Genomic DNA, 19,527 nt, shown 5'->3' on the forward strand with positions numbered 1-19,527 from the left:
ACGTGAAACACATCGTGCGCCCGGGTCCTCCGGGCGTTTGACTTTCTGAAGCCATGCATCTCACCTACTTCACTCTGGCCAACATCCGATCTGTCGCGCAAGCGACGATTGAGCCAAGCGCGCAATTCAACCTGATTACCGGCGATAACGGCGCGGGCAAAACTTCGATTCTGGAAGCGCTGCATCTACTCTCGAATGGCAAGAGCTTTCGGGGTCGTGTCGGTGAGGGTTTGATTCAAGTGGGCCGCCCGCATCTTGAGATCTATGCCCGCTGGGCGTCTCGGTCGGGTTTGAATCGGCAACTGGGGCTTCGGCATGCTGGGAGCGAGTGGGAGGGCCGCATAGATGGCCAGAACTGCGCGCTTCTGAGTGACCTATGCACTGCGCTTGCCGCAGTAACGTTTGAACCCGGGAGCCACGCGCTGATCGATGGGCGAAGTGATCAGCGGCGCCGAATGATGGATTGGGGTTTGTTCCACGTGGAACCTGCCTTTATCCAACTCTGGAGACGCTGGTCGCGAGCCCACAAACAACGCAATGCATTGCTTAAGCAACGGACGCACGCCACGGCGCAGATGGAGGCGTGGGAAGCTGAGTTGGCACAGAGCGGTGAGGCGGTTACACGACTGCGCGCGGATTACATCGACGCGCTGGCGCCGTACGTCAGTCAGTGGGCAGATCGTTTGCTCCCGGAGCTTGGTGAAGCCGTGCTGCGTTTTGCACCCGGCTGGAAGCGGCAAAGCGTGTCACTCGAGGATGCGCTTTTGGTGCAACGCGCCCGAGATTTGGCCGCTGGCTTTACAACGGCCGGGCCACACCGAGCGGATTGGGTGGTGGAATTTGCCCAGCGTTCGCAGGGTGAGCGCCTATCTCGCGGTCAGACGAAACTGGCGGCCTTGATTGTGATCTTGGCCCAAGCCGAATATTACGCCCATCAAAACGGTGAGTGGCCTGTTGTGCTGCTGGATGACCTGGCCTCGGAGCTGGATATCGCGCACCGTGCGGCCGTGCTCTCAGCGCTGGCCGAGGTGGGTGCCCAAGTGTTTGTGACAGGAACGACGGCAGAAGATCTGAGTTTCCCCGCGGCGGCCCAAGTTCGTGTGTTTCACGTGGAACATGGCGTGATTGAGAGGGGCTGAGGTGGTATAATTTTCCCTTCAAATCAATGCTTTTGGCGCACTTTTGCGCTGAAGCGATAGGGAGCTCAAATCCGCATGACGGAAGCGACAGAGGCCGGCAGCAGCCAGCCCGGAAATAACACGAATTACGACTCCAACAACATCACAGTCCTACGTGGCCTCGAAGCAGTTCGAAAACGCCCTGGGATGTACATCGGTAACGTCCAAGACGGCTCAGGCCTCCACCACATGGTGTTCGAGGTCGTGGATAACTCGGTCGACGAAGCACTCGCTGGCCATGCGAACGATATTTTCGTCACCATCCATGAGGATGGCTCTGTATCCGTGCTGGATAACGGCCGCGGTATGCCGGTCGACATCCACAAGGAAGAGGGCGTCTCCGCCGCGGAAGTGATCATGACCGTCCTGCACGCAGGCGGTAAGTTCAACAACGACGCTGACAACGGCAACGCCTACAAGGTCTCCGGCGGTTTGCACGGTGTGGGTGTTTCTGTGGTCAATGCGTTGTCCGACAAGCTGGTCTTGCAGGTTTGGCGTGATGGCGGGCATTTCATGCAGGAATACGCCGTGGGCGCACCTGTGTTCCCAATGAAGCGGGTAGGCGACCAAGGTGATAGGCGTGGTACCGAGCTGCGCTTCTGGCCGTCTGCAGATGTCTTCGGCGACACCACGTTTCACTACGACATCCTGGTCCAACGCCTCCGTGAGCTGTCCTTCCTCAACTCGGGCGTGCGCATCACCCTGAGCGATGAGCGCGGAGAAGGCGAGAAGCAGGTGTTCGAATACGAAGGCGGCATCCGCAGCTTCGTCGAGCATTTGGCACATTTGAAAAACCCGCTCCATCCGAACGTGATTTCGGTACGCGGCGACCAAGACGGCATCGGCGTGGAAGTGGCGTTGCAGTGGACGGATTCCTATCAGGAAACCATGTTCTGCTTCACCAACAACATTCCGCAGAAAGATGGCGGCACGCACTTGATCGGTTTCCGCGCGGCATTGACCCGCACCTTGCAGAACTACATCGAACAAAGCGGCATTGCGAAACAAGCCAAAGTGTCGCTGTCGGGCGATGACATGCGTGAAGGCATGATTGCCGTGCTGTCAGTCAAGGTACCGGATCCTGCGTTCTCCAGCCAAACCAAAGAGAAGCTCGTCTCTGGACCTGTGAGACAGGCAGTTGAGGGCACGTTCGGTGCGCGTTTGGAGGAGTTCCTGCAAGAACACCCCAATGAAGCCAAAGCCATTGCCGGTAAAATCGTCGACGCTGCACGTGCACGCGAGGCCGCACGCAAGGCGCGCGACCTGACACGCCGCAAAGGCGCACTCGATATCGCGGGCCTGCCAGGCAAGCTTGCAGACTGCCAAGAGAAGGACCCGGCCCTCAGCGAACTCTTCATTGTGGAAGGGGACTCCGCAGGCGGTTCGGCCAAGCAAGGTCGCAATCGCAAGACGCAAGCGATTTTGCCGTTGAAAGGCAAGATCTTGAACGTCGAACGCGCGCGCTTCGATCGCATGCTCGCCAGTGCAGAAGTCGGCACATTGATTACCGCACTTGGCACGGGTATTGGCAAAGACGAATACAACCCCGACAAGTTGCGTTATCACCGCATTATTTTGATGACCGACGCCGACGTCGATGGTTCGCACATCCGCACCTTGTTGCTGACGTTCTTCTATCGCCAAATGCCGGAACTGATCGAACGCGGTCACATCTATATCGGCTTGCCGCCGCTGTACAAAATCAAGCAAGGCAAGAACGAGTTGTATCTGAAAGACGATGCAGCACTGAACGCTTATCTTGCGAACAATGCCGTCGAAGGTGCACAACTCATTCCGGCTGCCGGTGAACCCGCCATCCAAGGCGAAGCACTCGAAAAACTCTTGTTGGTGTTCTCGCAAGCGCGCGAAGCGATTGCAAGAAACGCCCATCGTTTTGATCCGCTGGTGCTTGAATTGCTGATTGATTTCACACCTTTGGACAGCGCGTCTTTGGTCGATGCAACAGACGAATCGCATGAGCTCGACGCTTTGACTGCGCGTCTCAATAACACCGGTTTGGGTCGTCCGCGCTACAGCCTCGAATTGCAATCAGGCAATGAGAGCAAGCCTGCTTCTCTGCTGGTGACCCGATCGCACATGGGTGAAGCGGTCGTTCAAGTGTTGCCGGTGACGATTTTTGAAACGGGCGAACTCAAAGCATTGCGCGAAGCCGCCGCCGTGTTACACGGCTTGATTCGCGAGGGTGGTCAAATCATTCGTGGCAATCGCGCACAACCGGTCACGCGTTTTGCTGAAGCGCATGCTTGGTTGCTTGAAGAAGCCAAGCGCGGTCGTCAGATCCAACGCTTTAAGGGCTTGGGTGAAATGAACCCGGAACAACTGTGGGATACCACAGTGAACCCAGACACACGCAGACTGCTGCAAGTGAAGATTGAAGACGCCGTTGCGGCCGATCAAATTTTCACCTGCCTGATGGGTGATGTCGTGGAACCGCGTCGCGAATTCATCGAAGACAACGCGCTGAAAGCCACCAATATCGACGTCTAAGCCAAGCGTCTGCACGGCGTGTGTGGCGGAATTTCTGAACGAATCCGCCACCCTTTTGACGCTGCGTTCAAACCGCATGTTTTAGAACTGGTTCGCATTCACGACCAACGGGATTCCTATGCGCATTGCTCTTTTGAGGCCTGTGCTGCTCGCCACCGCAGTGGCTGCGACCATCGCATCCTGCGCCACGACGACATCACCCACAGGACGCCAACAAGCGACCGGGGCGGTGCCGCAACAGCAGCTCGACGAGATGGGCATCCAAGCCTTCAATCAATTGAAGGCAGAGAAGCCGCAAACCAGGAATGCCCGTGAACGCAATTATGCGACGTGCATTGTCAACGCCATCACCCGACAATTGCCGGGCGAGTGGTCCACACGCTACCAATGGGAAACCGGCGTATTTGTCGATAACCAAGCCAATGCGTTTGCATTGCCTGGTGGCAAGATGGGTCTGTATACCGGCATCTTCCGAGTTGCACGTGATCAAGACGAGCTCGCTGCCGTCGTTGCGCACGAAATCGGGCATGTCTATGCACATCATCACGCCGAGCGCTTCGCCCGAGCGCAACGCGCCCAAATGGGCTTGGCGGCAGCACAAATTCTCGCGGCAGTGACCGGCGTCGTCGACCCGAACACAGTGGGTCAATTAGGCGGCATGGCAGTGCAGGGGGGCTTCTTGCTGCCCGGCTCCCGCGTTCAAGAATCAGAAGCGGATGTCATCGGTCAGCAACTGATGGCCAAAGCCGGCTTCGACCCGCGTAAAGCCGTGAATCTATGGCAAAACATGATCGCGGAAAGCGGCAATAATCGGCCGCCGCAATGGCTCTCGACCCACCCGGATCCGCAATCGCGCATCAACGAGCTTGCCCAACGTGCAACCGGTTTAATGCCAGAGTACGAGGCCGCGCGCAAGGCGGGTCGACGTCCGAATTGCGGGCCCTAAACAACCCGCCGCCAAACTAAAAGCTAAACCAAAGGTGCATTGCGAGCTCCAATGTGTGGCGTATGTGTTGATGAATACGCCATGCTTGCGGTAACGCACCAATTTCACAGAGGTATCTGACATGCAAACGCGCACTACTTTGACCGCGGCAATCGCAGCCGCATTGGCACTCAGCTTCGCGATGCCTGTCGCCGCACAAAGTCTGGGCTCGGGCGGCAGCACGATGCGTGAGCAACGTGAAAAGCGATTGAAAGAGTTGCGCGGCGAGTCAACCAAGGACGAAGACAGCAACGTACAGAAGGGCAAGGCCAAAGCTTCAGAAGCACCGGCGGCTGAAGCTTCGCGCTACCCGAATGCGAAGCGCAAGGAGCCGAAGGTCAGCACAACGCGTGACGGCGCAGCCCAGCTGCAAAAGATCGTCGAATCTTTTAACGCGAAAGATTTCGCGGGCGTCATCAAGCAAGCCGATACGGTCATTGCCGGCAGCGCTTCACCGTACGAGAAGGCATTTGCAGAGCGTCTCGCGGGTCTGGCTTCTGCACAATTGAAACAAAGCGACAAGGCGATCAGTTATTTGAAGGCGTCGGTGGATGCGAACGCACTCGACAACAATCCGCACTTCGACAGCATGAGTGACTTGGCTGCCCAATACCAAGCCGCGGGCAAGAATGCGGAAGCACTCGCCACCTTAGACAAGTTCCTTACAGAAAGCGGCAGCACCGATCCGCAGTACGGCCCCATGCGCGCTTCATTGATGGCGACAACCGGACACAGCGAAGAAGCAATCAAGTTGTATACCGACGCCTACAACAAAAATCCGAACGACATCCAAGCCGTGCGCAACTTGGCTGGGACTTACGAGGCTTCCGGTAACACCAAGAAAGCCTACGAACTTCTAAATGACGCGCGTAAGCGCGGTATCGCCGACGCGCAGGACTACAAAGTTTTGTATTCGGGTTACCTGGTGAAGGACAAGAATTGGAAGTCGGCCACTGAAGTACTGGACGACGGTGTTGCGAAAAATATGATCCCGAAAAACGACGACACCGCACGCGCCTATATGGTCGCGGCGCAAGGTGCGTTTGGCGACGATCAATGGAACGTTGCGCTGGCGAACTACACCAAAGCGGCATCAATGTCGAGTAATGGCGAAGCAGACCTCAATCGTGCCAAAATCCTGAGCACCCAAGGCAAGAAGGCCGAATCCAAGGCCGCCGCGCAAGCTGCACTCGCAAAAGGTGTGAAGAACACGGCAGACGCGCAAAGACTGCTCAAGTAATCACGTTTTACAGCCTTTCTTGTTGGCGCAAGCCAATCGGATTGGTATAAGCTACGGGGTTCCCGCACTCGACTGAGTACGGGAACCAACTCCGAGGCACTTGTGCCGACCCCAACATGAGCCAACGCATGACGGAAACACTGGCCCCTTACGAATACCGCCGCAACGATCGAGACATCGAAGGCGCCGGACTGAACTGGCAACGTATTGCCGGGATGTCTGCTGCCTTAGGCGTGCACGTTGCTGTGCTGCTGTTGATGATGGCACCGGTATCTCCGCCGCAAACCGACACTCTCGAAGCCGATCGTGACGTCGTGCAGATTGTGAAACCGCCGCCGCCGCCGCCGCCGCCGCCGCCGATTCTCAAACCACCGCCGCCGACGCCGCCGAAGCCGATGCCGCCGCAACCGCCGAAGCCGGCAACGCCGCCGCCGCCGCAAGTGCAGTCACCACCGGTTATCACTGACCGCGTGAGTTCGAACGACGTGCAAGCAACACCGGGCCCGCCGCAAACGGTGCCGGTCCCGCGCGCGACGCCGACTCCAACTCCTTCCGTACCTTCTAACAACAATGCCGACTTGCGTGGCAACATTTGCTCGCAGCCGCCAACCACACCAATCCAGGTGGCGTTGGGCAAAGCGCGCACCAAGGGCAATGTAGGTTCATCGATGGCCGTGACCTTGACCTATACGGCCGACGGTACGGTGACAGATGCCACCGTGGCATCAAGTTCCGGCGACCAATCCGTGGACCGTGCCGCTACCTCTTGGTCGCGTAAGGTCCGCCTGTGTAACAGCTCAAGTGGCGGCCGAGGCACTTTGCCGTTCAACTTCAATTGATGCACGACATTTAGCTGTAAACGCAACACTCTTTTAGTCATACCAACTCCACTTAAACAGAAAAAAGAAGGTAAGCGCGATGCTCCAACAAACTCCGAACGCCGCTGCTGCTGGAGGCAATAACGCCCAAGCGTTCCAGCAAATGAGCTTCTCCCACCTGCTGCAAAACTTCGATGCAGTCGGCTGGATCGTGTTCCTCACACTCCTCGTCTTCTCGGTGCTCTCGATCTACTGGATCGTGGTCAACCTGGCGAAGAACGCACGTCTGCGCGGTAGCGCCGACCGCGTCGTCTCGACCTTCTGGGAAACCCAGAATGCACAAGACGCGATCCGTTACATGGAAGAACAAAAGGGCAACGAACCCTTCTCGAAGATCGCTTTGGACGCTTCGCAAGCCGCAGCTCACCACCAACGCAACGAAGGTTCGCGTTTGGCTGAGTCGCTGAACCGTTCGGAATTCGTCGACCGCTCGTTGCGCCAAGCCGTGACCCGCGAATCGATGCGTCTTGAATCCGGTCTGACCGTGTTGGCAACCGTCGGTGCAACCGCACCGTTCGTGGGTCTGCTCGGTACGGTGTGGGGTATCTACAACGCCTTGATCCGCATCGGTGCATCGGGCGACGCCTCGATCTCCGCAGTGGCAGGTCCGGTGGGTGAAGCCTTGATCATGACCGCAGCCGGTCTGTTCGTGGCAATCCCGGCCGTGTTGGCCTACAACTTCTTCAACCGTCTGAACCGCGTGACCAACGCCAAGTTCGACACGTTCGCGCACGACTTGCATGACTTCTTTGCAACCGGCGCACGCGTGGGCTGATTCGTGAGCGGTGGCGAGGCTGAAAGGCCTTGCCATCTTTCATCAGGTCAATCGATTTAAGGACGTTTAGCAATGGCATTTTCAACGGGTAACAGCTCTAGTGGCCCAATGGCAGACATCAACGTGACGCCCCTCGTGGACGTGATGTTGGTGCTCCTGATCATCTTCATGATCACCACGCCGCTGATGAACCACAAAACCAAAGTGGAACTGCCGCGCGCATTTCTGGTCACGGATCTTTCGAAGCCGAAAGAAGCTGTGATCACTGCGCCCATCACGATTTCCGTGAAGGCAAACGGTCAGTTGTTCATGGATGACGCGCTGATTACCCAGGGTGATTTGGAAAGCCGCCTCGCAGTGGCCGCCCAAAAAACACCGCAGCCGCCACTGAATATTCGTGGCGACCGCACCACCCCGATGAAGATCGTTGCGGACATCACGAAGATGGCGCAAACCGCAGGCATGTTGGACATCGGTTATGTCACCGTTCGTCCGAAGCCGGGCGAGCAAGAATAAGGAGCGACTGATATGGCATTTTCCTCAGGCAATAGCAGTGGCCCTATGGCGGACATCAACGTGACGCCGCTCGTCGACGTCATGTTGGTTTTGCTCATCATCTTCATGGTGACCATGCCGATCCAAACTTACCCGATCAAAATCGACTTGCCACAAGCAAGCACGAACCCACCGCCGCCGAACCCGAAGGCACCGATCAAGTTGCGTATTGACGCTGCTGGTCAAGTGTTCTGGAACGACGCGATGATGGACGTGAAAACGCTTGAAGCAACGATGAAAGACACGGTGAATCAGGATCCGGAAAACCAACCGTCCATTCAAATCGAAACTTCGAATCAAGCGCAATACGATGTCTTTGCAAAGGTCTTGGCCGCTGCAAAGAATGCCGACATGAAGAAGATCGCCTTCGTGGAAAACGGCAACTGATCCAATCGCTTACCTTTCAAAGCCGCCTTAACAGGCGGCTTTTTTTATGGCCGCTAGATAATTCGCAACGGTCGTTTCGAGGCCGTCATACAAGGCCTCAGAGATCAAAGCGTGACCAATAGAAACCTCACGCACGGCGGGCACTGCGCGTAAGAAGGCAGTCAAATTCACTTGGTCCAGGTCGTGGCCTGCATTGACACCCAAACCTGCAGCTTGCGCGAGTTGCGCGGTTTCAGCGCACGCATGCAAGTAGTTGGCGAGCGTTTCGCCGCCGGCAAGAAACGCTTCTGCAAAAGGCCCCGTGTAGAGCTCGACGCGATCTGCACCGACGTCGCGTGCCCGAGCAACGAGCGGGTTGCCCACATTGACAAACACACTGACGCGCGCACCCAAGGCCTTAAAGGACGCAACTTGCGCGGCCAAAGGTTCTAATGCGTCCTCAAAAGAGAAACCATGATCAGAGGTCAGTTGCCCGTCGCTGTCGGGCACCAATGTGACTTGCGCGGGACGTACCGTTTCGCACAACGCCAGCAAACCGGGATAGCCAGCGCGCGCCGGCGCAAACGGATTGCCTTCGATATTGAACTCGACTCCGAACGACGCGCAGATCGGCGCTAAGTCATACACATCGTCGCTACGAATATGGCGCGCGTCCGGACGCGGATGCACGGTAATGCCATTTGCACCTGCACGCAGGCACGTTCGTGCGGCTTCAACCGCGCTCGGCAGTGTGCCGCCGCGTGAGTTGCGGAGCACGGCAATTTTGTTGACGTTAACGCTGAGCTTTGTGGTCATGCGTCGCGGTGGGCATCACTCGAGGTGGGGTGCACAAGCACATCTTTCTTCGGCGCTTGCACCACACCCGCGTAAGGATTCCACACTTCACCGACTTCTCGCTCCGGCCCCTGCGGCTTGCTGGCCGCGTGCGCAACAGGTGTTTCAAGGTCTGGAGGCGGGACATCAGCACGCACGACCCCTTCTTCAGGCTGCGCGGCGGCGGGCGTCTGCGCAGGTGGCGCTTGCACCGGCTCCGCTTGCGCAACCCGCGTGCGCGCCAGTTCCAAAGTCTCGCGCTCTAACACTGCACGTTGGGCGATGGCTTCGCGCTCTGCCGCTTGACGAAGTCGCACGGCTTCGGCATCGCGCTCTGCCACTTTTTGGGCCGCCGCGCGAATCGCGTCGGGATCGGCCGGGCGTTCAAAGGAGTCGGGTGCGGGCGGTACATTGGCCTCCGCGCGGGCGCGCACGTGTGCTCGCAGGGATTCCATCTCATGGTCGCTCAAACCTGCGCCACCCGCGGTCACGGCTGCCGTGTCAGGGAACAGAGTCTTATAGCGAACCCACAACCAAGCAAAGCAACTGGCGAGCGCAACGAAAAACATCGCCAGCATGAGTGCGGGCGACTTGGCGACCATCCCGGCATACACCGAAGCGCAGCAGATGAGCAACAAGATCCAATGCATACCATCCTCCGATTTCGATCGAGTGTATCGCGCAGGCCTTAGAGCAAGGGCGACATCAGACGGGCGATGGCTTCCGGGAGCTGGGCGGTCAACCAGTTGCGCGTGCCAGGGTCCCGCACGCGCGGCGCGTAGGGGAACTCACCGAGAATTTGCTTCTCCAAGGCGCCGGCCACCACCGCATCATTGAACAGCAAGGTCACTTCGAAATTGAGTCGGAAGCTGCGCGGGTCGAAGTTGGCTGTGCCGATCAGGGCAATGTCATCGTCGACCAACATGGCTTTGGTGTGCAGCATGCGCGGACCGTATTCGTAGATTTTCACGCCCGCCACCATCAGGCGATCGAAGTAGGAGCGCGCAGCCAAGGTCACCAATTTGCTGTCGCTTTTATGCGGCACCATCAGGCGCACATCCAAACCGGCCAATGCGGCCGATGTCAGTGCCATCAGGGCAGCCTCACCCGGCACGAAGTAGGGCGTCAGCAACCAAACGCGTTCGCGCGCGGCATGAATGGCACCGACGTGCACGCGATGGATCGCCTCCCAATCCGAATCCGGGCCCGACGGAATCGCCTGCACGGCATATGGGCCATCTGTCAGTTCTGGCAAAGTGCGAGCGATCTCCGAAATAAAGTCGCGTTGATCGGTTGTGTAAGCCCAGTCTTCAATAAAAATTTGCTGCAGTTGAAGCACCACTTTGCCGGTCAAGCGCACATGCAAATCACGGTAGGCGTCATCGCGTCTGGATTCGTCCTCTTCGACGGTGACATTGATGCCACCGGTATAGGCAATGCGCGAATCAATCACCACGATTTTGCGATGCGAGCGCAAGTTGACCCACGGGCGCTGCCAGATCTTCCAGATGCGCGTGAAGTGGGTCGGGTGAAACCATGCGAGCTCCGCCCCCGCATCCGTCAAAGGCTTGAAAAACTTCTTGGTCGAGCGCGCCGACCCTAAGGCATCCACCAACAAACGCACGGTGACGCCGGCACGTACGCGTTCGATCAATGCGTCGCGGATCAGTAAACCCACTTCGTCGGCGGCATAAATGTAGTACTCGAGATGGATATGCGACTTCGCTTGCGCGATGTCTTCCAGCAACTTGGTGTACTTGGCGTGCCCGTCGATCAACAACTCAACATCGGTTGCACTGGTCGCCACGAGCTGCGTCGTCGCAGTGGCCAAACGGCTGAGCTCAACTTGTTCACTGCGTTCCAGCTTGTCGGAGGCCGTCAAGGCGGCGACGCGTGCACGGGACCGCCGTAAGCGAAAGCGTTTGATCCGCTGCGGGCCGATCAAGACATAAACCAGCAAACCGATATAGGGCAGGGCAGCCAAGCCCATCAACCAACTCAAGGTGGCCACCGGTTCGCGCTTTTGGAGCAAGATCCAGATGCCGAGGCCCACGACGTACGCAAGCCACGCCGCAGTCAAATACAGACGGATGTGCTCAATGTTCCAAAAGTGTGTCCAGAGCGCCTGCAACGTTTCGAACATCCTGAATCCTTTAACCGTAATCGCAACGGATGCGACACACAAAGCTTAGGCTATTGTCATGACGCAAAGGCGAAGAGTGCAGCTGCCCATTCAACAGGCCATCAAGGGTCGCGGTGCTGCGTCCCAGACACCCGCGCGATTCGCGGAACGTGCCGCGATTGCGATGGACGACGGATGGGGCACGCTGGCAGAAGAAATTGCAGAGGACCTGGCGCATCGACCGACCACGCGGATCCATCCGCGCGAGGCGCGCAGCATTATGAGTTTCAACAGTTCGCCGGATATCGTGTTCGACCGCTCGGTGAATCCGTACCAAGGCTGCGAGCACGCTTGCGTGTATTGCTTCGCCCGGCCGACGCACAGCTATCTGGACCATTCGCCAGGTCTTGATTTCGAGACTGAAATCTACGCAAAGGTGAACGCCGCTGAGAAGCTTCGCGAAACTCTGCGTAAGCCCGGCTATCAAGTGGCGCCGATTGCTTTAGGTGTCAATACCGATGGTTGGCAGCCGATCGAGCGCGAGCTCAGAATTTCGCGCAGCCTCTTGGAGGTATGTCTTGAAACAGAACATCCGGTGCAAATCATCACCAAGTCTTCGACTCTGCTTCGCGATCTGGATGTGCTGACTGCACTCGCCGATCGGCAATTGGTCAGCGTCATGATCTCGGTCACCACGCTCGACAATGCCTTGTCTGCAAAACTCGAACCGCGTGCCGCGGCCCCACATACCCGACTCAAAAACATACGCGCCCTGCGCGACGCGGGTGTGCCTGTGGGCATGCTGGTGGCCCCTGTGATTCCGATGATCAATGATCATGAGCTCGAACACATGCTTGAAGCGGGACACGCGGCGGGGGCGCTAGCAGCCAATCACATTCTGTTACGTTTGCCGCACGAGCTGACCGATATTTGGCGCGAATGGTTGCACCTGCACTATCCCGAGCGCGCCGCGCACGCGATGAGTTTGCTGCAACAATCCCGCGGCGGAAAAGATTACGACAGCGACTTCAAGCAACGCATGCGTGGAACGGGCCCGTTCGCTGATCTGATCACACAAAGGGTGCGCAAAACCAAACAACGGCTTGGATTTGCCGGGATGCCCGCACTCGATGTGTCGCGCTTCCACCCGCCGGCGGCGGTGGGCGACCAAGGTAACCTGTTCTAAGTAGTGCGCACGCGCCGCGTTATGAAAAATGCGGGACCAGAGCGCCACCTAACCAAATCCAGCGCGACAGCCACGCGCACACCATGGCAATCAAAACGGTGAGCGGTAAACCTATTCGCAAGAAATCGCCGAACTTGTATTGGCCGGGGCCAAGAATCAACAAATTGCCGTGATGACCAATCGGCGTTAAAAACGCCACCACCGCACCCAGTGCCGTACACACTACAAACGGTGCGGCGGGCATGCCCAATTCTTGCGCGAGCGAGATCGCAATCGGCCCAAGTAACGCGGTGGTGGCTGAGTCAGACATGATTTGTGTCAGCAATGCAGCAAGACTAAACATGACCAACAAGATGCTAAACGACGGCAAGTGCGCAACGAAATGATGCAAACCCGTCGCCAGCAATTTAGCGGTGCCCGTCTTTTCCATCGCGATGCCCAGCGGAATCACGCCTGCAATCATCACGAAAATACGCACGTCAATCTCTCGATACGCGCGAGTGACATCGACGCACTTAAAGACCACCATGGCGACCGCGCCCGCTAGAAATGCCAGCGAAGCCGGAATCCATTCCGTCACTGCCAAGACGATCGTGGCAATCAAGATCAGCATGGCGATCGGCGCGCGCAAGCGACGCATGCCTTCGCCGCGGAACGGCATCAACATCAAAAAGCCATGATGCGCGGCCAATTCCGAGAAGCGTGTGGGCAGCCCCCACAGCACCAAGAGGTCACCTTCACGCAAACGCGTATCAGACAAACGAGGTGCGACCGAACCTTCGCGACGCCACAGGCCGGCAATCACCGCACCGAACTGATGGGCGAAATCCAATTCACGAATCGAGCGACCAATAAACTCCGAGCCCGGCGCAACCACCGCTTGTACCAATTGCGGTGAACCTTCGTGTTCGGTGCCTTTCGTCACGCCGAAACGCTTGATCGCGTTCAAGTCCAAGCCAGGATGTTCGTGCAAGGACTTCAGTTCATCTGCATCGGTTTCAATCAACAGCAAGTCGTCACCCAGTAACGGACTGCCATCGTTCAAATCAGGTCGTTCGACGCCATCACGCAACCAACCCAACACTTTGACGTTGGGTCCGATCGCTTTGCGCAAGTCATGTAAGGTGCGCGTCGCCCATGCGCCGCCCTGCACAACGAGCAGTTCCGTGCGATAGCGCTCAACGCGCATGTAATCTTCTTCGGCTTGCTCACCACTGCGGCGCGGCAGCAGCCAACGCGTCAGTTGAATGTAGATCATGCCGACCGCGACTAGGGCCAAACCAATCGGCGTAACGGTAAAAATCCCCAAGCCTTCATGTGTTGCGCGTTCGAGCATGTTGTCGGCGAGCAAGAATGCGGGCGCCGAGATCAAAGTCAGCGTGGTGCCCAACGACGCAGCGAGTGACATCGGCATCAGCAGGCGGGACGCCGGAATGTTCTTGTCTTTTGCATGCCGAATCAGAATCGGCAACATCATCGCCGTGACCATCACATGGTGTGTAAACGCAGACAAGGCCGCCACGGTGGGCATGACCACGGCGATCGTTCGCCACTCCCGGCCGCCGGATGCCCGACCCACCCACTGACCAATTCGTTCCGTAATACCGGTCGCACTGAGCGCCCCGGAGATCACGAAGACGGCTGCAACAATGATCGCGGGTTCGCTCGAGAAGCCCGCTAAGGCATCGTCACCATCCAATGTCCCGGTGACGACCAATGCAAGCAAGATCAACATGGCGGAGACGTCGATCCGCAGCTTCTCACTCACAAACAAGTACAAGCCGCCGACAAGGATGGCCATGAAAATAATTTGCTGCACTGTAAGCGTGACCATGTGCGCGGTTCAGCTCCCTGATTTCACACGACCTAAACATCCCCTGTAGAGCGCGCCCATAAAATGCGGGGTATTGTGCGCAATTTGGATGATCAACTGGTGGCATTAGACCACACCGACGCAAAATGCCGCGTCGAGGGACGGAGAGCTTTGACAGGCCTGGCACATGCACTTTCGCATGACGTGCGCGCCGCTTTCAGGAGTACGCAGGGGTTTGCCCAAGTCGTGGCAGCGCGTGCTGCCGACACATTGCCGCAAGAGGATCTTCAATTACTGCAACGCGTTGTGGATGCGAGCCAGCGCGGCAGTGCGTTATTGGATGAAATTGTTGCGTGGCTTCGAATCACGCAATACACGCCGAAGTTTCAAACGGTCGATATCCAATTCGTGCTCGAATGGGCCGCATCGGATGTTGATCCATCGGCGTTGGATCTACACATCACGGGCAACGCTGAAACGATCGGCGACGAACATCTGCTGAAACGCCTGTTCGAAGTGATTCTGAGCAACGCAAGAAATTTCACCGCCGCAGGTACGGGGCCCGCGCATCTTCAGGTGGATGTGCGCGAAGACGACAGCGGCGTCCATATTCGCGTACAAGATGCCGGCATCGGTTTCGATCCGCAGCATGCATCACGTGTTTTCGAGCCCTTTGTGCGACTACACGCTGCAGAAGCAGGTGGCGGGCAAGGTCTGGGTCTTGCGATTGCCAAGACCATTGTCGACAAGCATGAAGGCAGCATTTCACTTACCGCAGCAGACGGCGGGGGTAGCGTAGTGACTATCTTCTTGCCGAAGGTGTCAGACAGAACATGAGTATTCCAACCGTCCTGTTTGTTGAAGATAACGATGATGATCTCGAGCTCGCCAAGCTCGCGATGCACGCATTAGATACACCCGCTCACTTCGTGTTTGCACGCAACGGTTTGGAAGCATTGGATGTTTTATTTGCGCGCGGTGCGTATGCAGAGCGCAGCAATGAAAAGCTTCCGAAGCTTGTGATACTCGATTTGAACATGCCGTTGCTTGATGGTCGCGCGGTGTTGAAAGCCATTCGCGAAGATGCACGTACGTGCGCTGTTCCGGTTGTCGTGATGACGACAAGCGCAGAACCGCCTGACTTAATGTCGGTTGTGCAATTGCACGTCAACAGTTATGTGCAAAAACCGATGGATTTTGATCGCTTCCAAAAAGTGATGGCGCAGATTGTTCGCTATTGGCTGGAAGTGAATCAAGTAGCAAGTCAGTAACGTCGTTACGTTTTTGATACAGCGCCGAAGGCGCGAGACAGGCCAGTGATTCTGGCGGCGGAACCCCATCGCTGCGACGTATTCAGGCGAACCCGCCGGACCAGTGACGCGTTCACTTAAAAAATTTCGTTTCAATATCGAAACGATTCTCTTGACGAATTCCTCACAGTCCTTCGACGAATTCACAAAAATCCTTTTTAAATCAATACTTTAAAAAGTTGGCACGGTCTTAGCTCTAGTCCTCTGCACATCGGACAAACCGATGAGGAGGACCCAGACCATGTACATCGACCGTTTCAATCAAACACGCCGCGTTCGCAGCTCGCGCTTTCTCTTGGCGCTGGCCGTGGTGGTGTTGTGGTGTGCAGGCTTGGCCTTGGCCGGCGATGCAAGTGCGCAAACGGCATCGCCCGCAAAAGATCCGTCCATCACGATTGCGCGTACCGTCAATCCGCGCATTGCGTATCGCGGCATTCCAAAAGAAGACATGCCGATCGCGGCCGAAGCCACGACCTTTCCGCAGAAAGCATTCCAAACACAGATCGATAACGTCACCACCGTGGGCGATGAAGCCCTGGGCATGACACAAGCGGGCGGCGAAGGCGTGCAATCGGTACTCGCAAGCACGCTGGTATCGCCAAACTCAGCGCTATCGCAATCACTTGGCACACAAGGTACCGGCGGTGGCGCGATTCCGCGCGGTCTCGGTGCAACGATTGGCGGTTCCGTCGGCAGTGCAACGTCCAATATTGGTGCGACCGTCACCGGTGCATTGAATGGCGCGCTCGGTCGCGTGGGCGGTGCACCGTGAACTTACGCCTCTCACACGCGCTACTTCTTGTTCTGGGATTCGGCACAAGTGCTTCGGTCTTCGCACAACAAGCCGATCGCAGCATCATCCAAGCGGAAGCGGCCAGCCACGGCAACGGACGTTTGGCGGTGAATCAAACGGCGGGCGTGGGCAACGCACAAGTGAATTTGATGGCTGTCGCGAAAGGCAAAGTCGCAGACGGCTCGACGACGGCGACGCAGTTGGCCCTGAACCCGGATACCGCGCGCACGGCAGAAAGCGTGATCGAAGCCGGCGCATTCAAAGGCTTTCAAGGCGCACTCGCGCTGAATCAATCGTCAGGGGCAAACACCCTGCAAGCCAATCTTCTTGTCATCGAAACCCGCGAGGCTGTGACCGCGACCGATGACCGTGTGCTGGCGCAAATCGTGCCCGGCACACCACCTACTGAGGGGGCTGGGAGTGCACCGGAGGTTTCGCGGGAAGCGCGCATTGATGCGTCGGCTTTTCGCGGCGCCTCCGGTGTGCTCCAGGTCAATCAGAGCGCGGGGGTGGGCAACGCTGCCACCAACGCAGTTGTAGTCAGGCTGCCGGCAACCGCCGGTGGAATTTAACAAGCAAGCATCTTTTTCCTATCTAAGGAGTATCACCATGAAACTGCAAATCACTGCACTGGCCCTCGCTCTCGTCGCTGTTCCGGCGTTTGCAAGCCCGCAAGGCGACGACGCCAAAATCAACAACGACACCCATGTGTCCAACGACATCCATGTCCGTGGCGGCGCACGTGTGACCGGCCATATCCGCATCAACTCGGAATCGTCATCGGTCATCGATCAAGACCAAGCCACCACGTTCAACGCCATGCAAGGTGATGGCGATGCCACCGCTTCGATCAGCAATCGCGTGGCACGTGACGCACAAGGCAACATCGGCTTGAACGTTGCAGCGGGCGTCGGCAATGCGCAAACCAACGATGTGGCCTTGTCGGCCGTCGATGGTCGTCGCGTGTTTGCTTCGGCGATGTCGTTCAACAACCAAGGCACGTTCGAAAACTACGGCACCGGTGGCACCCGTCGTGATGTCGACTATCGCGCCACGGTTGACGGCAATGTTTTGGCCAACGCAAAAGGCAACATTGGCGTGAACGTTGCAGCCGGCGTCGGCAATGCACAAAGCAACAGCTTGGCCGCTTCGGTGAACACCTCTGGCACGATCGCCAAGGCCACCGCAGACAGCCAACAACTGACCCTGCTCAACATGCTTGAAGCCGATTGCGGCGACCTCGACAGCACAGCATCGCTGGCTGGCGGTGCATTGCAAGGTGCACAAGGCAACATCGGCGTGAACATTGCGGCCGGTGTCGGTAACGCCCAACACAACGGCCTCTCGATTGCCGTTGCCCAAGGCGGCGCCTGCTCGAGCTGCGGTCCGTAATCCAAAACGGAAGACGTAAAGTCCCCCCGGCGCAGCCCGGTCCGATGTACGCATCGGCCGGGCGGCGCTCTTCAAAAGCGAAGCTCGTCATGTTCAGCCGTGCACTTTCCCTACTGTGTTTCACCGCGATGCTTGCACCAACTGCCAACGCGCAGGACGTGCCGAGCGTCATCGTGCGTCTCAACACGCTGCCAGGTGATGCGACGGTATCGAAGCCGATTAAAACCTTGCGCGATTTGAAGTTTCGGGACGTGGTGCATCAAGGCTACGACTACAGCTGCGGCAGTGCTGCACTGGCAACCCTCTTGCGCTACGGCTACGGCAAGCAAGTCAATGAAACGCAAATGATTCAGGACATGGTGTCCCACGCCGCAAATCCAGCTGAAGTGACACGCAGTGGATTTTCGATGTTGGACATGAAGCGCTACAGCGAACGAAACGGTATGCGCGCACATGGCTTCAAGGTGGACGTCGAAGCCTTGTATCGCCTTCAAATTCCCGTCATTACGTTGCTAGACACCCGCGGCTACAAGCATTTCGTAGTGGTCAAGGGTGCAAACGCCGGACGCATCATGGTGGCAGATCCAGCGCTTGGCCATCGAGTCATCTATCAGGACGAGTTCTTGAAGAACTGGAATGGCGTCGTGCTTGCGGTCATGACCGATCGAGACTTCAACGCCAACAGCTTTCTGATGCAAGACAAACATTCAAACGCATTGTTGCGCAGGAACGACGCACTGTCGTGGTCTTCAGCGCCCGTGCCCTTGGTCGAACTCGGCCTAATCCGTGCCGACTTGATGTAAGCGCACGAGGAGAACGAAATGAAAAGCTACAAAGGCAATTCAATCAACCGAACCATCGCATTGGCCATGCTCGTCTTCGTGCTGGCGACTTTGAAAGCGCACGCCGGCGAAGTCCCTGTGTTGAAAGTACAACGCGTGAGTGATGCGGACTTGGCTTTGATCCAAGGCAAGTACTTCGGTGCCAATTTGCTTGTAGGTGTGCGCGTAGACCTGGTGTCGAACTGGCGCGCGCCTGAAGGCGGCATGATGCAAGGCATCGCTTCTGTACAAATGCAGCGCTCCGACACCGGTACGATGCAATTCTCGATACACACCTCGGCCGCAGCTTCGGGTGCGAGCGACGGAAGCACGCCAACGGCAGCAGCGAATCGCATCGCATCGGGCGCAGAGTCCATGTCGGCAAGCGGCCTCACACAGGTCACGCAGCTTGCGGGTGATCACAATGCAGCAGTAAACCTCGCGGAAATCAACTTCGTACCCACGCTCGGCAGCGTGAGCGGTTTCAACGGCAACCACTATGCTTCAGCGGCACAAGGCGGCTATAGCACTGAAGTGCGCTTTGCATCGAATGGGATTTCGATGGCATTGCAAGGTCCCAATGGCAGTGCGATGCAACGTATCGGCGAAAACGATGGCGTGATGCAAGCCGCACGTGTGGCGGGCGACAACCAAGCTGCAAGCAACACACTTACTTTGCAAATTCAAACTTCGAGCGTGTCTGAAGACCTACAACGTCAGTGGGGTGTTCAAAACGCATTGTCCGGCCTTCGCGGTCTTCCACGCTAATTG

General features: G+C 57.3%; 20 protein-coding genes. 16 read left to right on the forward strand and 4 right to left on the reverse strand.

Translation table 11 applies throughout. The features are described 5' to 3' along the window. Positions 1–53: 53 nt before the first annotated feature. The 8 genes from recF (at position 54) to G7069_RS03645 (ending at position 8,506) form a co-directional block, all read left to right on the forward strand. Positions 54–1,139, forward strand: coding sequence for a DNA replication/repair protein RecF (gene recF, locus G7069_RS03610; protein ID WP_166294363.1), 1,086 nt, complete (start codon positions 54–56; stop codon positions 1,137–1,139). 75 nt (positions 1,140–1,214) lie between these two features. Then, positions 1,215–3,686, forward strand: a complete 2,472-nt coding sequence (gyrB, locus tag G7069_RS03615; RefSeq protein ID WP_166294365.1) for a DNA topoisomerase (ATP-hydrolyzing) subunit B — start codon at positions 1,215–1,217, stop codon at positions 3,684–3,686. Positions 3,687–3,804: 118 nt separating this feature from the next. Beyond that, positions 3,805–4,632 (forward strand): M48 family metallopeptidase, encoded by an 828-nt coding sequence (locus G7069_RS03620; RefSeq protein ID WP_166294367.1) that lies wholly within the window; start codon positions 3,805–3,807, stop codon positions 4,630–4,632. 121 nt (positions 4,633–4,753) lie between these two features. Continuing rightward, positions 4,754–5,911 carry a tetratricopeptide repeat protein gene (locus tag G7069_RS03625; protein ID WP_166294369.1) on the forward strand — a complete coding sequence of 386 codons (1,158 nt, stop codon included), beginning with the start codon at positions 4,754–4,756 and terminating at the stop codon, positions 5,909–5,911. A 128-nt stretch (positions 5,912–6,039) separates the two neighbouring features. Next, complete coding sequence (locus tag G7069_RS10730) at positions 6,040–6,750, forward strand: energy transducer TonB (RefSeq protein ID WP_166294371.1); 711 nt, start codon at positions 6,040–6,042, stop codon at positions 6,748–6,750. 79 nt (positions 6,751–6,829) lie between these two features. After that, positions 6,830–7,564 carry a MotA/TolQ/ExbB proton channel family protein gene (locus tag G7069_RS03635; protein WP_166294373.1) on the forward strand — a complete coding sequence of 245 codons (735 nt, stop codon included), beginning with the start codon at positions 6,830–6,832 and terminating at the stop codon, positions 7,562–7,564. Between the two features lie 72 nt (positions 7,565–7,636). Further along, the gene (locus tag G7069_RS03640; protein ID WP_166294375.1) at positions 7,637–8,080 is read left to right on the forward strand and encodes a biopolymer transporter ExbD; all 444 of its coding nucleotides are present in this window, start codon (positions 7,637–7,639) and stop codon (positions 8,078–8,080) included. A 12-nt stretch (positions 8,081–8,092) separates the two neighbouring features. Further along, positions 8,093–8,506, forward strand: coding sequence for a biopolymer transporter ExbD (locus G7069_RS03645; RefSeq protein WP_166294377.1), 414 nt, complete (start codon positions 8,093–8,095; stop codon positions 8,504–8,506). Between the two features lie 27 nt (positions 8,507–8,533). Here G7069_RS03645 and G7069_RS03650 read toward each other — a convergent pair whose 3' ends face one another. The 3 genes from G7069_RS03650 to cls are packed head-to-tail and all read right to left on the reverse strand — an operon-like array spanning position 8,534 to position 11,462. Further along, the gene (locus G7069_RS03650; RefSeq protein ID WP_166294379.1) at positions 8,534–9,301 is read right to left on the reverse strand and encodes a pyridoxine 5'-phosphate synthase; all 768 of its coding nucleotides are present in this window, start codon (positions 9,299–9,301) and stop codon (positions 8,534–8,536) included. Further along, entirely contained in the window at positions 9,298–9,969 is a 672-nt protein-coding gene (locus G7069_RS03655) for a hypothetical protein (protein ID WP_166294381.1), read from the reverse strand. The genes G7069_RS03650 and G7069_RS03655 overlap by 4 nt, the downstream gene beginning before the upstream one ends. Before the next feature lie 38 nt (positions 9,970–10,007). Further along, a complete protein-coding gene (cls, locus tag G7069_RS03660; RefSeq protein ID WP_166294383.1) occupies positions 10,008–11,462 on the reverse strand; it encodes a cardiolipin synthase in 1,455 nt (484 codons plus the stop codon). A 58-nt stretch (positions 11,463–11,520) separates the two neighbouring features. Between cls and G7069_RS03665 the strand changes: the two genes are divergently transcribed. Then, on the forward strand, positions 11,521–12,627 hold the full coding sequence (locus G7069_RS03665; protein WP_166294385.1) for a PA0069 family radical SAM protein: 1,107 nt from the start codon (positions 11,521–11,523) through the stop codon (positions 12,625–12,627). Between the two features lie 19 nt (positions 12,628–12,646). Here G7069_RS03665 and G7069_RS03670 read toward each other — a convergent pair whose 3' ends face one another. Further along, positions 12,647–14,461, reverse strand: coding sequence for an SLC13 family permease (locus G7069_RS03670; RefSeq protein ID WP_166294387.1), 1,815 nt, complete (start codon positions 14,459–14,461; stop codon positions 12,647–12,649). A gap of 63 nt (positions 14,462–14,524) precedes the next feature. Between G7069_RS03670 and G7069_RS03675 the strand changes: the two genes are divergently transcribed. The 7 genes from G7069_RS03675 (at position 14,525) to G7069_RS03705 (ending at position 19,524) form a co-directional block, all read left to right on the forward strand. Next, entirely contained in the window at positions 14,525–15,277 is a 753-nt protein-coding gene (locus G7069_RS03675; RefSeq protein ID WP_205758748.1) for a HAMP domain-containing sensor histidine kinase, read from the forward strand. Further along, positions 15,274–15,711, forward strand: a complete 438-nt coding sequence (locus G7069_RS03680) for a response regulator (RefSeq protein WP_166294391.1) — start codon at positions 15,274–15,276, stop codon at positions 15,709–15,711. The genes G7069_RS03675 and G7069_RS03680 overlap by 4 nt, the downstream gene beginning before the upstream one ends. Before the next feature lie 280 nt (positions 15,712–15,991). Beyond that, complete coding sequence (locus tag G7069_RS03685) at positions 15,992–16,522, forward strand: hypothetical protein (RefSeq protein ID WP_166294393.1); 531 nt, start codon at positions 15,992–15,994, stop codon at positions 16,520–16,522. Further along, on the forward strand, positions 16,519–17,115 hold the full coding sequence (locus G7069_RS03690; RefSeq protein WP_166294395.1) for an adhesin: 597 nt from the start codon (positions 16,519–16,521) through the stop codon (positions 17,113–17,115). Before G7069_RS03685 ends, G7069_RS03690 begins: the two co-directional genes overlap by 4 nt. Before the next feature lie 37 nt (positions 17,116–17,152). Then, complete coding sequence (locus G7069_RS03695; RefSeq protein WP_166294397.1) at positions 17,153–17,935, forward strand: cell surface protein; 783 nt, start codon at positions 17,153–17,155, stop codon at positions 17,933–17,935. An 89-nt stretch (positions 17,936–18,024) separates the two neighbouring features. Next, positions 18,025–18,738, forward strand: a complete 714-nt coding sequence (locus G7069_RS03700) for a C39 family peptidase (protein ID WP_205758749.1) — start codon at positions 18,025–18,027, stop codon at positions 18,736–18,738. An 18-nt stretch (positions 18,739–18,756) separates the two neighbouring features. Next, entirely contained in the window at positions 18,757–19,524 is a 768-nt protein-coding gene (locus G7069_RS03705; protein WP_166294399.1) for a hypothetical protein, read from the forward strand. Positions 19,525–19,527: the final 3 nt, after the last annotated feature.

It is taken from the genome of Lysobacter sp. HDW10, assembly GCF_011300685.1.
GTDB lineage: Bacteria > Pseudomonadota > Gammaproteobacteria > Xanthomonadales > Xanthomonadaceae > Solilutibacter.

What these genes read in the sequence shown, in the direction of transcription:
- G7069_RS03670 (WP_166294387.1), bottom strand. Translation starts at nt 14,461, where the DNA reads ATGGTCACGCTTACAGTGCAGCAAATTATTTTCATGGCCATCCTTGTC.
- G7069_RS03705 (WP_166294399.1), top strand. Translation starts at nt 18,757, where the DNA reads ATGAAAAGCTACAAAGGCAATTCAATCAACCGAACCATCGCATTGGCC.
- G7069_RS03685 (WP_166294393.1), top strand. Translation starts at nt 15,992, where the DNA reads ATGTACATCGACCGTTTCAATCAAACACGCCGCGTTCGCAGCTCGCGC.
- recF (WP_166294363.1), top strand. Translation starts at nt 54, where the DNA reads ATGCATCTCACCTACTTCACTCTGGCCAACATCCGATCTGTCGCGCAA.
- cls (WP_166294383.1), bottom strand. Translation starts at nt 11,462, where the DNA reads ATGTTCGAAACGTTGCAGGCGCTCTGGACACACTTTTGGAACATTGAG.
- G7069_RS03645 (WP_166294377.1), top strand. Translation starts at nt 8,093, where the DNA reads ATGGCATTTTCCTCAGGCAATAGCAGTGGCCCTATGGCGGACATCAAC.
- G7069_RS03700 (WP_205758749.1), top strand. Translation starts at nt 18,025, where the DNA reads ATGTTCAGCCGTGCACTTTCCCTACTGTGTTTCACCGCGATGCTTGCA.
- G7069_RS03635 (WP_166294373.1), top strand. Translation starts at nt 6,830, where the DNA reads ATGCTCCAACAAACTCCGAACGCCGCTGCTGCTGGAGGCAATAACGCC.
- G7069_RS03640 (WP_166294375.1), top strand. Translation starts at nt 7,637, where the DNA reads ATGGCATTTTCAACGGGTAACAGCTCTAGTGGCCCAATGGCAGACATC.
- G7069_RS03650 (WP_166294379.1), bottom strand. Translation starts at nt 9,301, where the DNA reads ATGACCACAAAGCTCAGCGTTAACGTCAACAAAATTGCCGTGCTCCGC.
- G7069_RS03655 (WP_166294381.1), bottom strand. Translation starts at nt 9,969, where the DNA reads ATGCATTGGATCTTGTTGCTCATCTGCTGCGCTTCGGTGTATGCCGGG.
- G7069_RS10730 (WP_166294371.1), top strand. Translation starts at nt 6,040, where the DNA reads ATGACGGAAACACTGGCCCCTTACGAATACCGCCGCAACGATCGAGAC.
- G7069_RS03675 (WP_205758748.1), top strand. Translation starts at nt 14,525, where the DNA reads ATGCGGGGTATTGTGCGCAATTTGGATGATCAACTGGTGGCATTAGAC.
- G7069_RS03680 (WP_166294391.1), top strand. Translation starts at nt 15,274, where the DNA reads ATGAGTATTCCAACCGTCCTGTTTGTTGAAGATAACGATGATGATCTC.
- G7069_RS03620 (WP_166294367.1), top strand. Translation starts at nt 3,805, where the DNA reads ATGCGCATTGCTCTTTTGAGGCCTGTGCTGCTCGCCACCGCAGTGGCT.
- G7069_RS03665 (WP_166294385.1), top strand. Translation starts at nt 11,521, where the DNA reads ATGACGCAAAGGCGAAGAGTGCAGCTGCCCATTCAACAGGCCATCAAG.
- G7069_RS03625 (WP_166294369.1), top strand. Translation starts at nt 4,754, where the DNA reads ATGCAAACGCGCACTACTTTGACCGCGGCAATCGCAGCCGCATTGGCA.
- G7069_RS03695 (WP_166294397.1), top strand. Translation starts at nt 17,153, where the DNA reads ATGAAACTGCAAATCACTGCACTGGCCCTCGCTCTCGTCGCTGTTCCG.
- gyrB (WP_166294365.1), top strand. Translation starts at nt 1,215, where the DNA reads ATGACGGAAGCGACAGAGGCCGGCAGCAGCCAGCCCGGAAATAACACG.